The following is a 12855-nucleotide window of genomic DNA, read 5'->3' on the forward strand; positions in this document are numbered from 1 at the left end:
GCGCTTAGCGGGCAGACACGGCGTATTCCGGCAAGTCGCCGGCTTTCAGCCCGCGCTTGATCGCGGTCTGCGTGAACAGGCGGTCGTCCAGCGCGACGTTGTACTGCAACTGATTGAAGCGCAGCTGAGAACGCGTACCGGCGATGAAGTCCTCGGTTTCGCTGAAGGTAATGCTGTCGATCTGGTCGATGGTTTCAGTCTTCAGGGTGCGCATCTGCTTGAACATCACACCTTTTACATCGAAGAAGTCCTGGCGCAGCACCAGTGAGTTCTTCTTGTCAACCCAGACCTTGAGCTTGTTGTAGCCGGTCTTGGCCAGCACGGCAGGCGTCGCCGGCTCACGCTCGATCACGTAGCAATCGCGGCCCTGCAACTGCTCTTCGCCAACCAGCGTTTGGCGATAGTCTTCGGCGCGAATCTTGTCGAGGTCGGCATAGGAGTAGTCGCTACCCATGAACGCCCCGCGTTTGTCGGTGGTGGAAATCCTTCGGGTCTGTCGGCTGACCGGCAAATACATCCACTGGCTGTCTTCGAGGCCCAGGGCCTCGCGCGGGTTTTCGATGTGGAAGGCGACATCACGCACATCACTCGGCGCGGAGAAATACATGGTGAATTTGTCGCTGTCCGGGTAATCCTTTTGCAGGTAGCTGAACTCGCGGATGCGGCTGTTACCTTGCTTGTCGATCAGGATCAGGGACACCTGGGACATGAAGCTCTTGCCGTCGTCGCGGTCCCGGGCCTGGCGAATGATGTCGTCGGCCGTGCGTGTTTCAGCTGCCATGGCGGCAGCGGCGCTCAGCAGCAGTGCGCTTACAGTCAGGGTCTTGAAGATGGGCAACATGGCGATTTCCTTTTCATTGTTTAAGTGGTTCGCACACCGCACCGGTGTGGTCAGAACAGATAACCGGCGGACAAGCGCACCTGGTCGCGGTTGGCGTACGCACCGAACTGGCGGTCGGGCTTGCCGAAGAACACATCGACTTCGAGCCCCAACTTGAGCCAGTCCACCGGTTTGTAGGTGAAGATCCCCTGAACGAAACTGTCGTCCTGCGCTGGCGGCGACATGCCGAATACCAGACGGGTCTTGAGGCGATCCTGGAACTGCGAGCCTTCGGCAGACACGGTGAACAGGTCGTCGCGTTTGTCCTGGACCATGCCGGGCTGCCAGTCGAGCAGCCGCTGATGTTGCCACTGCGTCGAGATCAGCCAGTCCCGCAAGAGGTAATCGACGCCCAGCAGCGACTTGGTCATAGCCGTCTGGTCGCTGCCGTAAGCGCGGTAAGGATTGGTGACGCGCCAATTGTCGAAGTAGGCGACTTCACTGCGTACCACGATGCTGTGGCCGGCATCGATGGCCACACCGGCACCGCCCATGGAATAGCGCGGGAATTGCCGCTCAAGGCGAATCAGGCCCTCTTCGGTCTGGCCTTCGACGGCGTAAACCGGGTCCTGTTGGCGGGCGTTGAGGGCAACGAAGCTGACATCCACCGTGCCGACCCGGCCGTTGGCACTGGCGCCGTAACCGAAGCCACTGTGACCGTCATAACCGGGCCGCGAATCGACCACGAACATCTGCGGATCGGGTGTGGCAAAGATCGGTGCATCGAACTCGCTGCCGACGGCCGGCGCCTGGTTTTTCACAAAGTCAGTGATCACCAGCGCTTCCAGCTCCCACTCGGCGACCGGCTGCACCAGGCGAATCATCGGCACGGCGATGCGGCTGTCTTCCAACAGACCGATCACACCCTCGCGATAATCCAGCGGGTTGATCTGATCGAGCACCCGTAATTCATCTGCACGCCCCCACACCACCTGCTGCCAGCCCACCGTCAGCTCGCCGTCACCGACGTAGAGCCCCCAGTAAAGGTGCCGCCAATCGGCAGTGGCCCGGTAATCGTCCCGGGCTTGCGCGCTGTATGGGTTGTTGCCGTCATAACGGAAGTCATAACGGGCTCGGCCCTTGGCCTTGTAGTAGCCGCTGTCCCAGGCATCCTCCAGGCTGAACTTGAGGTACACGGCTTTTTGCGTGACCCGGTCGTCACCGTGCAGACGCACGGCCGTGGCAACGCCGATCTCCGCTTCATGATGCTCCGGCAACCACTCGGCGATCGCCGCTGGCGGGCCGAGGCTGACCAGCGCGGCCAAAAGGCCGCGGTTCAATCCCAGTCGAGCCATGGCTACATTCCCAACCCGGCACCGCCGTCGATCATCAGGCTTTGCGCCGTGACACCACTCGCCTGCGGGCTCGCCAGATAACGAACCATGGCCGCCACTTCGTCGCCCTGAATGAAGCGCCGCAGGGGCAACTTCTTCTTGGCATTGCGCAGGATCTGCTCGTGGGTGATCCCGGCGATGCGCGCTTGAGCCGCCAATTCGCCTTGCAGCATCGGCGTGTCGATCCAGGCGGGCAGGATGGCATTGACGGTGATTCGCCGTGGCGCCAGGTCCAGCGCCAAGGCTTTGGTCATGCCGATGATGCCGTGCTTGGAGGCGCAGTAAGCAGTGTTGCGGACCTTGCCCGCTCGGCCGAGGATCGACGACATGTTGACGATCCGCCCACCATCCGCCATCAGTGGCAGGCACAACGAGGTGACGTAAAAGGTGCCGTTGAGGTTGATCGAAATGACCTTGTGCCAGTTGTCGAGGTCTTCGGGTTCGTTCTCGTCGCAGACCCCGGCGCTGTTGACCAGCACATCGACAAAGCCGACCCGGTCGGCCAGGCCCTTGAACAGAAGTTGCAGGCTGGCGAGATCGGCGATGTTCGCTTGATGGGTTTCGATACGAGCGGCAAATTCGCCCTCGGTGACCCACCCCTGCAAGGTTGCCAGATCCCGATCAAGCAAGATCAAAAGGTGCTCGGCCTGGGCTGCAAAACTTTCCGCGACGGCGCGGCCAATACCATTGGCCGCGCCGGTAATCACAATCGTGCGTAACTGGCTCATGGCATTTTCAATCCGCCGTTGACGGACAGGACTTCGCCCGTGATGTACAGGCCGCGCTCGGCCAGATACAGCACCGCGTCGGCAATTTCTTCAGGCCGGGCGAACCGTTTGATCAACAGCCGCGACTGGATTTCCTGCTCATGGGCGCCGACCAGGGCTTGGCTCATGTCGGTGCTGACGATGCCGGGCGCCACCGCGTTGACCCGGATGTTGCGGGGCGCCAACTCCACCGCCAGTGCGCGTGTCAATGCTTCTACACCGCCTTTGGCGGCGGCGTAGTTGCTCTGGCCCTTGCCGGGCTTTTGCGCGGCCACCGAACTGAGGTTGACGATGCACCCGCTGCGTTGGCGCATCATGCAGGGCAGCACCTGCTGACAGCACAACAACGTGCCGACCAGGTTGGTCTGGATGACCTCGGTGATGTCGTTCAACGATTGCGTGGCGAGCAAACCGTCACGGGTAATACCGGCGTTGTTGACCAACAAGTCGATACGCTCGAAACGTTGCTCGACCCGTTCAAAAAACGCCTGAATGCTCGGCGCTTCCTTGACATCACACTGCACGGCCAGGCAGTCCCGGCCGAGCCCTTCGACCTGCGCCTGCAAGGCAGCGGCTGACGCCTCGTCACGGACATAACTGAAGGCAACCTGATAACCCGCGCCGGCCAGGGCCAGCACGATGGACTTGCCAATGCCACGGCTGCCGCCGGTCACGACAGCTATTTTCTGAGTCATGACCGCTCCTTACAGTGAGTTTTGAGTTTTGAATTGCGCGAGGGTGAAGCCGTGGGTCGCGGCCAGTGCGCGGACCTGCTGAACTTGCTCACGGCTGATATCGCCGTAGGAGCCGTGCTGGCTCATGCCAGACAAGCCCATCAACACCGACTCGGCCATGCACGCATACAGCTGACCTTTTTTCAGATAGGCCCGCACGTTGGGCGCCAGGCCGTCGTCGAACGGCGTCTGGACGATGCCGCCGTGCATGTAGAGCACGTCTTCGCGTTGGCTCGGCAGGTCTTGATGGACGTTCAGCGGCACGGCGATATCGCAAATCACGCTGCGCTCGGCAAAATGTTCGGCACCGAGGAACGGCTGAGGCGCATTGGCAGCGCACAGGACAATACGTGTGCCCTTGATGGCGTCGAGATCGTTGGTGACCGTGATGAAGGCGTTCGCGCCAAGGCGCTCATCCACCAGACGGGCGATGTGCAAACCGAGGTCGGCTTTTTGGCCATGTGAGTGCAACAAGCCACGAAAACCATCAAGGGTCAGCAGTCGCTGGGCCAACCGGTCGTGTTCGGCCGTGCCTTTGAGGATCGAACGGGCCGCGTCGGCGTAAATCTGTTGCGCGGTTTTCTCCAGGCGCCGAACCGAGCCATCACGACCGCTGCCAATCAGAATCAGGTGATCGACGGTGGCGGACAGCATCGAGGCATAGGTCGACGCAACGTTACCGGCGGCACCGACAACGGCAGCGGTTTGCTCGCAAAGTGCCAAACCTTGCTGTACACAGCCTTGCTCGATGGCTTCGAGCCCCATGCCGATGGTCAGAGCGTTGCCGGACGTCAGCGCCATGTCGGCAATCTTCAGCGCCTGACAATTGTTGGTAACGATCGAGGTGTACATCCCGAGGCCGGCGATGCTGCAGCCATCGGCGCGGGCATCGGTGACACGCCTGCCGACTTCTTCGCGAATGCTGTCCAGGTCACCGCTGCGGATGTACTCGGCCATGGCATCCGAGTCCATGCACAGCGGGTATAACGTGAACTCCACCGCCATGCCGAGGCGCGACCGAATGATTACCGGGCCGACTGGCACAGCGCGGCGTTCAGGCTTGGTGCGATTGATGAACGTGCGTTTTTGTTCCGGGCTCAGGGCTGCCAACGAGGGATCGACGTCACCTAGGATATCGGCATCGATCAGGTGGTTGATGAACGCTACCCGAGCGACGACTTCGACCTTGGCATCCCTGTTTTCAACGGGCTCGGTCACCCGAAAATCGTCCTGACGGGCTGGCAAGGCGGGCATCGAGTCCGCGCAGATACCCGCCGCCAACGGCAAGGCATCGCCACGGCGCAGCATGTCGCAGACCCGTTGCAGGGCAGCGATCAGCTTGTCGATTTCGCTCAGGGTGATACAGGCTGGCGGCTCCAGGCGAATCACGTTGGAGTTGCTGCCCGACGGTGCCACCCGCAACGCTTCGAATTGCAACAGGTAACCGGCGATCAAGTAACCCAAGGCATCGTTATACTGGGCCGACGCCTGTACCAGCGAGCTGCTGACACTCAAGTCGTGCAATTCCAGCCCCACCAGCAAGCCACGCCCGCGCACATCGGCGATCACATCCGGATAGGCCATCTTCAGTTCATTGAGCGAGGCTTTGAGGTAGGCGCCCTTGGTGCGTATGTCTTTGAGCATCGCGTCGTCATCGGCGAACAACCGGCGCAATGCCGACAGCGCGATATGGCAGGACGGGTCGTCCTCAGCGAAGGTCGAGCTGTGGATATAGCTGAACTCGCCTTCGTAGTGGCTGCTGCGGATCACCGTCGCGGCGATTTTCATCAAGCCGCCGCCGAGTGCCTTGGACAGGCAGTAGTAGTCGCCTTGCAGGTTGAACTGGCTGCTGGCAAGAAACGTCCCGGCGCGACCAAAACCCGACTGCACTTCATCGACCACCAACGGGCATTGTTGCTCGTTACACAGCTTGCGCAGCCCCAGATAGAACTCGGCCGCGAACTCGTTGATGCCGCCTTCGCCCTGAATCGGTTCCATCAACACGGCGGTAATCGCACTGAACGGCAGTTGCAGCACGTGCAGGTGTTCACCGTCCCATTGCAGGCTCAACCAATGGTGCGTGTGCCGGGCCGGCAATGCCTGCAACTGATGGGGCTGCTGTGGGTCGATGAACTCGACGTTCAGACCAAAACGGGCAAACGGTGCGCGGTACTGACGGCCATAGGTCAGTTGCACGGTATTGACCAATTTGCCGTGGAAGCTGCCGCGCAGGGCGACGAATACCGGTTCGATGTGCAACTGCGCCAGGTTGTGTTGGCGAACGGCTTCAACCACCTGACGCAAGGTCACGCTGTTCAGGGTGATCGGCAGGACACCTGCAGGCAGGTCGAGGTCGGCCACATCCAGCTCGCGGTAAGCGTGTTCGCTGGCGGTCAGGCTGGCCAGGGTGAAATCGATGTCGTCGAACTGCTTTTGCAGGCTCTTCTGGCGACGGAACTCCGCGTGCTTGACGGCGATCTCCACCGCCTCCGCGCCGCTGTTGGAGAAAGTCGAAATATAACGTTCGGTGTTCTTCAGTTCGCGATTGAAGGCGTCGCTGAGCGCTCGCCCCAATTGCCCGGCCGCACCGCGGATCGACATTTGTGCGTTGAACGGCACGTCGCTGCGCAGCAGCGCACATAGCTGATCGACAAACTGTGGGTCGTTGTGGCCGAACAGTGCCGCACCGTAACCGCCGAGAAAGTCGGTGACCGTGACCATGTCGCCCTTGGGGTTGCGGTAGAACAACTGGCTACCGAGGGCGCGCTCAAATTGACACTCAAGGCCCAGTGCCTGCAGCAGGCCGACAAATTTGGGCCGAACGAAATCGCGATAATCCATGACAGTCATATCCCTTGAAAGTAAAAAAGAGGCGGTAGTCAGCGGCAGTCCTGAGTGACCTTTGCGCTGTAGAGCACTTGATAGGCGGCGCTGAATCCGTTGTCGTCGCGGTTCAGCACCAGGCAATGCGCAAGGCTCGCGGCGTGGGGCGCGCCCTGAATGAACGGCAGGTTCGCCACTGGCTGCTGCAAACCGGCAATCGGCGGCACGCTTTGGGCCTGCAATGCGCAACGCGCCAGCATCAGATCCACCAGGCTCGGCGCCGCGCTGAGAATGCCGTTGATCGCCAACCCGCTGGTGATGTGCGAGGCGCGCGCAAGGGCCAGCGTCTGGCACAACACGCGGTCTTTGTGCGCATCGCCGGTGCCGCTGCACACCAACACATCGGTTGGGCTGTCGGGCAGGCTCAAGCGACCGAGGGAGGCATGGGCCGTCATGTCGGCGAGGCACGCCTGAGGACCGGCCGGCAGGTCTTCGCGCCGGCGCAGCACCAACGCTGCCGCCCCCTCCCCGGCAATGCCGCCGGTGCCCCGAAGGTCGAACGGCAGCAGCGTGTTCGAGCCGTTGGCGCTGATGACACCCGCCTGGACCAACCCGGACAGCGCCAGGGCATCCAGCTCGCTGCCCGCGCCGACAACGATTGCCGCGTCAATTCGGCCAGCCTGCAAAGCGGCCGTAGCCTCACGCAAGGCTGCCAGGTTGCCGGCGACACCTTGCATATAGGCGTTGCACTCGCCCACCAGTTTCAGCGCCAGGCTGGTGACACCCAGCAAGCAGTTGCTCAAGCCTTTGAGCACCAGAAAAGGGTCCTGGGCACGGTCTTGCAGGATCCGTTTGGCGAACGCCGCCATGTCGGCGACGCCGTCCTGCCGACAGCCGTGCAACAACTCGGCATAGGATTCCAGAGACGGATGGGTGTAGCCGCCTTGACAGCAATACAAACCGAAACGGACATCCGGCTGCTCATCGGCCAGGCCGGCTTCTTCCAACGCCTGACGTACCGCGCTGACACCCCAGATCACTGCCGGCGTGCAGTAACGCTGAAGGTTTTGCGCAAGGTCTTGTCGGCTGCGTTGGTGGTCCTGATCCTGAATTTGCCCGAACGCCACCACGCGTTCGCTGCTGAACCGTCGGGCGTTCAGCGCCGTAATTGCACTTCGCCCTTCGGTTGCGGCCGCCCAGAAAGACTCGACACCCCAGCCGCTGGGCAACACGCAACCCGCACCGGCAATCGCGACCGCCTGTTTCATCGCGGCGCCTCCCGGTACTTGCCAAGCGCCAGTGAAGTGTTGAGGCCGCCGAAACCGAAGGAGTTGCTCAGGGCAACGTCGACCTTGCGCTTGACCGCTTGGTGGGCGCAGTAGTCGAGGTCGCATTGTTCGTCGGCATCCTGCAAGTTCAGGGTCGGCGTGACCCGATCATCCCGGCAGGCCAGGGCCGTGAGCATGAACTCCGGTGCTCCGGCGGCCGCAATCAGGTGGCCGAACTGGGATTTGTTGGCCGTCACCAGCAACCGCCGATAATGTTCGCGCTCGGCGAACAGGGTCTTGATCGCCAGGGTTTCGGCGGCATCGTTGAGGGGTGTCGACGTACCGTGGGCATTGATCAGATCGACCTGTTGCGGCGCCAGCCCGGCATCCGTCAGGGCCGCCTGCATCGCCAGCACCGCGCCCCGGCCCTGCGGGTCGGGTGCGGTGATTTTGTAGGCATCCAGGCTGCTGCCGAAACCCAGCACTTCGGCGTACGGCGTTGCCCCTCGGGCGAGCGCCCGTTCGAGGGTTTCGAGCACGACAAAACCACCGCCCTCACCCGCAATCAAGCCACTGCGATGGCGATCGAACGGCCGACACAGTTCGGTGCCCCAACGCTGTTCGCTGCTGGCGGCGCCGAGCAGATACAGCGCGGTCATGGTGTCCAGGCTAAGCACCGAATCGGCGCCCCCGGCAATGGCCAGCTCGACCTCGCCGCGACGGATCATCTGGAATGCATTGCCGATGGCCTGGGACGCTCCCGCGCAGGCGCTGCTGACATTGATCACCGGGCCTTCACTGCCGATGCCATCGGCAATCACCCGCGCAAGGCGGTCGTTGCTCTGACGCAGTGAACTGTCAGGATCGACCTGCGCCTGTCGCGCCATCAATTGAGCCCAGGACGGCGCCTGCGCCGGGTTATCCGCCAGGCTGAGCAGCATGTCCTGCAAACGATGAGCAGGTGCGCCGGACGCTGACAATACCGCCGCACCACGCAACTGTTCGGGGCTCAGACCACTATCGGCAATGGCTTGGGTGGCCGCGACCCAACCAAAGCGGGTGCGTTTTTCCAGCGACAATCCCCAGGCCGGATGGTTTTTCAAGTGTGCCGGCATCAAGCCCATATCCACGGGCGCTGCGTAACGCACGGGGAACGCACCCGCTTCGACGCCTTCCGGTTGCCATGGCCGAATGCAATGCTCGCCGGCCAACATTCTTTGCCACATGGACTGCCACTCGAAACCGAAGCCGGTGACGGCGCCCATGCCCGTGATCACGATGCGTGTGGGGCTCATGGGTAACTCTCCATTGTCTCTGTGTCCGACGACGCTCTGGCCAGCAGCACCGCGCCCCAATGCCCGCCTCGGCTATGTTCGAGCAACAGCGTGTAACGGCTGCAATCCAGTGCCCAGGTCACAGCGATTTCGCTGAGCAAGGCGCTGGCGCCCAAGTCACCTAGCAACGCCTTGGAGTGTTCGAGGGTGTGCCCCGATAGGCTAAACAACGCGGCAATCTGCGGATCCAGTGCATCGGCGACGACTTGCCCGATATCGCTGAGGCACAGTTTTTCGTTGCTCAAAGCACGCTCAATGACGTCGCGACCAACCGCCAGTCCACGCTCGGGTTGCGCGCTGTAACCACGGGCAAACCCGGCAATACGCAACGCAGATTGAGCACCGCTGCCCGGGTTGGTCGTCAGCAACAGTGCTGCAGCACCTTCGCCGAAAACCCACGGGCCGGGGTTCACAGGTGGGTGAGTAGCGTCACGCAGGTACAACGCCGGGGTGATGTTCGGACTGCTGCTGACGACGACGGCAGCATCGGCACGGCCTTCGCTCAGATGGGCAGCGGCCTCCATCAAAGCATCCAGCCCCGCATTGCCTTGGGAGCAAAAACCACCCATGGGCCCCTTGCAACGCAAGGCCTCAGCCGCGTGGGCCATGACGCTGCTGTTGAGCATCATCAGCGCATGCAGCGGCGGTGTGTGGGCAAAGAATTGCGCCAACAGATCTGCCGGTTGTGCGCCAATGGCCTGCACTGCATCCCAGCACGAGCTGGGGCCATCCACTTCCGGAATGGCAGCGATCAATGCGATCCGCTCGTCGGGCAGCTCCAGCCCACGCAAGGTCTCGGCGAGACGGCCGGCGCAATACAGCAGGCGCGCGCCCTGAGGCTCGAGGCTGCGGGACAGTCTGCGGTCGTACACACCCGCCGGCAAGGCGGGCGCTGCGACACAATGGGCCAGACGTGCCGGGTCGAAATCCAGCGGTTGCGCGGCCTGAGGTTGACTGTCACGAGGCGCACATTCAGTACCGGCAGCGTTGAGTACCGACGCCGCAGTGATATAAACAGCGGTTGAATTGGATCTGGTCATGTCATGCCCTGCCCAGCACCAACGAACTGTTCACGCCACCAAACCCGAAGGAGTTGGAGAGCACGACATTGATCGGTTGCTGCAACGGTTCGCAAAGGAATTTCAACGCCGGAAATTCGGATTTTTCCGGCTGAAAATTGAGGGTCGGCAAGGCCACGCCCAACTGAATGCTCATCAACGACAGCACCGCCTCAATGGCACCACTGCCGGCCAACGAATGCCCTACGGCAGATTTGTTGGCGGTGAACGTCATCTGCTCCAGGGTTTCGCCGAAAACCTGCGCCAGGCCCAGGGCCTCGCAGCGGTCATTGGCCTGTGTCGACGTACCGTGAACATTCACATGGTCCACAGCCGCACTGGTCAGTTCGGCATCGGCCAGGGCCGCCGTCATGCAGGCGGCATACTTGCTGCCGTCGCGGCTGCTGGAGGTGATTTTCTCTGCCTCGCACAGATTCGCGTAACCCAGCACCCGGCCCAGCGAACAGGCCTGACGACGCTCGGCATGCTCGCGGGATTCCAGCACCAACAGCGCCGCCCCTTCACTCAGCACAAAGCCGCAGCGGTCCGGCATGAATGGCCGACTCTGTTCTTGCGGGGAAAAGTCCACGCGCTGGCAGAGTGCGCCCAGCCCATCAAAGCTGTAGTAGGACAATTCATGGGCCATCAACTCCACCGCGCCACACAACGCCAGGTCGATCTCGCCACGGGCGATCGCTCGATAGGCGCTGCCGATGGCCATGGTGCCGGCGGCACAGGCATCGGAATGTGTGGAAATATGGTCACGTACACCCAGCCATTCGGCGAGATGTCGGGTTTGCTGATCAACCCGCCGGGCAAACGCCCCACCGCTGAGGGTGTGGTTATCCAGGAACTGGTCGAGATCGACCCGCCCCTGATCGTCCATGTAACGGCTGGCGTCCCGCAAATCACCGCTCACGCAATATTTGTTGGCCCCGACGAAAATACCGCTGGCGACGCGGGCAAAAGCGCCGTCGGCCAACCCGGCATGGGCCAGCGCCTGACGGGCCACGTAATGCGCCAGCCATTCCTGGCGGGAGGTGGTCTGCAGGTCGCCCGGAAAGGCCGCCGCGATGACCTGCCATTGTTGCTCATCGATAAATCCGGCCGCCGGGTTCGCAAACCCCAGTTCGACAAACGCCGGGTGCTGGCCAATGCAGGAACGGTTTTCGCTGATCGTCGTGAACAGCGAGGCCGCATCCAGTGCCGTGGGAGCCACCAGTCCATAGCCGGTGACCAGAACCTCTCGGGCCTGCATCAAGGCACCCCCTACGCCGAAGCCTTCAACTGGGCGGCCGCGTACTGCTCAACCAACAGACGCGAGATCGAGTCACCGTCCAGAGGGGTCAGGCGAGCACTGCAACCGCCACACACCACTTGTTGGCGTTCATTGAGTTGGGCATGAACCGCGCCACACTCAGGGCAGGTCTCGGGGAGGTAGTTGAAAACGTTATGGCATTGCTGCGCCCAGTTCCGCACGGTGGTGGCCGAGAAGACATCGCCCGGCTGCATGCCCACGTGCAACTGGCCCGGCGCATAAGCGCTGAGGCTCTGCTCCAGCAAGGCCACGCCGTCCTGCGTGATTCGGCCATTTTCGACAAACCGGGTGGCGTCGCCGAACACCGCTACCGCGTGATCCAGCACGCTGGTTTTCGGCAAGGTGCAACCGTACTGACGGCCCAGCTGGAAGCTCAGGTCGACGATGTCCAGCGAGTCGGCGCTGAGGTCGTCAACAATACTGCTGTGCTCTGTGACGTCGCCCCTATCCAGCACCAGCAACTGCGCAAGAATATCCTGTGTACTGCTGATGACGCTGTCCAATTCCAACGGATTATTCATTGAGTGTTTCCCTACAAAAGCCGCATTGAATGAATAAAGTCATCGGGCCAAAAAAAGCTGTTTTGAGGCCAGATCTATCGGGGGCCGGGAGTCTAAAGTCTCCCCCTAAGGGGAGAGTCAACGTGCCATCAGTGCTTTTTGTGAGAAATCCCGACGCGCCCTGAAACCTTTGATTTATGCAGCTCAATGGGGCTTGGAGAGGGATCGTAAAATGACAAAATCGATTGCTTGAAACAGCACGATAGTTCCAGAAGCGGAATATCACCGTACCCGCAAGCGGCGCCCTGAGTGCTTCAAACCATGAAGGACAAGGCGCCCGTCAGCAGTGCCAGCGCAGTGATCACCAGAGAGGTGAGCACGGCCCATTTCACGGTGGCTTTCTGGAAGTCACCGATATCGCGGTCGACCATGCCCACCAGCAGCAGGGTCGAGGCCACCAGCGGGCTCATGAGGTGAACCGGCTGGCCAAGCACCGAAGCGCGGGCGATTTCCACCGGGTCGATGCCGTACGCGGCCGCGGCATTGGCCAGGATCGGCACAACGCCGAAGTAGTACGCGTCGTTGGACAGCACGAAGGTCAGCGGCATGCTGGTCAGCGCCACCACCAGCGGGAACCAGTGGCTCCACGCTTCCGGAATCCAGTCCACCAGCGTCTGGGCCAATGCATCGACCATCTTGGTACCCGAGAAAATACCGGCAAAGATGCCCGCGGCGAACACCAGCAGCACCACGGTCATGGCGTTGCCCGAATGGGCGAGGATGCGCTCTTTCTGCAGGTCCAGCTGCGGGTAGTTGATCATCAGTGCGGCGACGAAACC

General features: G+C 61.7%; 11 protein-coding genes. All 11 read right to left on the reverse strand.

Annotation, left to right across the window (positions count from 1 at the left end):
- Positions 1–4: 4 nt before the first annotated feature.
- The gene (locus ACF8FB_RS11910; RefSeq protein ID WP_003253956.1) at positions 5–841 is read right to left on the reverse strand and encodes an outer membrane lipoprotein-sorting protein; all 837 of its coding nucleotides are present in this window, start codon (positions 839–841) and stop codon (positions 5–7) included.
- A gap of 50 nt (positions 842–891) precedes the next feature.
- Complete coding sequence (locus ACF8FB_RS11915) at positions 892–2175, reverse strand: hypothetical protein (protein ID WP_392511373.1); 1284 nt, start codon at positions 2173–2175, stop codon at positions 892–894.
- 2 nt (positions 2176–2177) lie between these two features.
- Positions 2178–2942: an SDR family NAD(P)-dependent oxidoreductase gene (locus ACF8FB_RS11920; protein WP_010953695.1), complete on the reverse strand. Its 765-nt coding sequence runs from the start codon at positions 2940–2942 to the stop codon at positions 2178–2180.
- Entirely contained in the window at positions 2939–3676 is a 738-nt protein-coding gene (locus ACF8FB_RS11925) for a 3-oxoacyl-ACP reductase family protein (protein ID WP_010953694.1), read from the reverse strand. Before ACF8FB_RS11925 ends, ACF8FB_RS11920 begins: the two co-directional genes overlap by 4 nt.
- Before the next feature lie 9 nt (positions 3677–3685).
- Positions 3686–6556, reverse strand: a complete 2871-nt coding sequence (locus ACF8FB_RS11930; protein WP_392511374.1) for an aminotransferase class III-fold pyridoxal phosphate-dependent enzyme — start codon at positions 6554–6556, stop codon at positions 3686–3688.
- Between the two features lie 38 nt (positions 6557–6594).
- Positions 6595–7806, reverse strand: a complete 1212-nt coding sequence (locus ACF8FB_RS11935) for a beta-ketoacyl synthase N-terminal-like domain-containing protein (protein WP_392511375.1) — start codon at positions 7804–7806, stop codon at positions 6595–6597.
- Positions 7803–9101, reverse strand: a complete 1299-nt coding sequence (locus tag ACF8FB_RS11940; protein WP_392511376.1) for a beta-ketoacyl-[acyl-carrier-protein] synthase family protein — start codon at positions 9099–9101, stop codon at positions 7803–7805. The genes ACF8FB_RS11935 and ACF8FB_RS11940 overlap by 4 nt, the downstream gene beginning before the upstream one ends.
- A complete protein-coding gene (locus ACF8FB_RS11945) occupies positions 9098–10012 on the reverse strand; it encodes a beta-ketoacyl synthase (protein WP_392511378.1) in 915 nt (304 codons plus the stop codon). The genes ACF8FB_RS11940 and ACF8FB_RS11945 overlap by 4 nt, the downstream gene beginning before the upstream one ends.
- Positions 10013–10181: 169 nt before the next feature.
- Positions 10182–11456, reverse strand: a complete 1275-nt coding sequence (locus ACF8FB_RS11950; RefSeq protein ID WP_049586217.1) for a beta-ketoacyl-[acyl-carrier-protein] synthase family protein — start codon at positions 11454–11456, stop codon at positions 10182–10184.
- Between the two features lie 11 nt (positions 11457–11467).
- Positions 11468–12037 carry an acyl carrier protein gene (locus ACF8FB_RS11955; protein WP_010953688.1) on the reverse strand — a complete coding sequence of 190 codons (570 nt, stop codon included), beginning with the start codon at positions 12035–12037 and terminating at the stop codon, positions 11468–11470.
- Between the two features lie 293 nt (positions 12038–12330).
- The coding region (locus tag ACF8FB_RS11960) for a citrate:proton symporter (protein WP_392510843.1) at positions 12331–12855 on the reverse strand (525 nt) is incomplete at its 5' end.

This window comes from Pseudomonas sp. yb_2 (assembly GCF_043103905.1).
Lineage (GTDB): Bacteria > Pseudomonadota > Gammaproteobacteria > Pseudomonadales > Pseudomonadaceae > Aquipseudomonas > Aquipseudomonas alloputida.

What these genes read in the sequence shown, in the direction of transcription:
- ACF8FB_RS11920 (WP_010953695.1), bottom strand. Translation starts at nt 2,942, where the DNA reads ATGAGCCAGTTACGCACGATTGTGATTACCGGCGCGGCCAATGGTATT.
- ACF8FB_RS11910 (WP_003253956.1), bottom strand. Translation starts at nt 841, where the DNA reads ATGTTGCCCATCTTCAAGACCCTGACTGTAAGCGCACTGCTGCTGAGC.
- ACF8FB_RS11950 (WP_049586217.1), bottom strand. Translation starts at nt 11,456, where the DNA reads ATGCAGGCCCGAGAGGTTCTGGTCACCGGCTATGGACTGGTGGCTCCC.
- ACF8FB_RS11955 (WP_010953688.1), bottom strand. Translation starts at nt 12,037, where the DNA reads ATGAATAATCCGTTGGAATTGGACAGCGTCATCAGCAGTACACAGGAT.
- ACF8FB_RS11925 (WP_010953694.1), bottom strand. Translation starts at nt 3,676, where the DNA reads ATGACTCAGAAAATAGCTGTCGTGACCGGCGGCAGCCGTGGCATTGGC.
- ACF8FB_RS11915 (WP_392511373.1), bottom strand. Translation starts at nt 2,175, where the DNA reads ATGGCTCGACTGGGATTGAACCGCGGCCTTTTGGCCGCGCTGGTCAGC.
- ACF8FB_RS11940 (WP_392511376.1), bottom strand. Translation starts at nt 9,101, where the DNA reads ATGAGCCCCACACGCATCGTGATCACGGGCATGGGCGCCGTCACCGGC.
- ACF8FB_RS11930 (WP_392511374.1), bottom strand. Translation starts at nt 6,556, where the DNA reads ATGGATTATCGCGATTTCGTTCGGCCCAAATTTGTCGGCCTGCTGCAG.
- ACF8FB_RS11935 (WP_392511375.1), bottom strand. Translation starts at nt 7,806, where the DNA reads ATGAAACAGGCGGTCGCGATTGCCGGTGCGGGTTGCGTGTTGCCCAGC.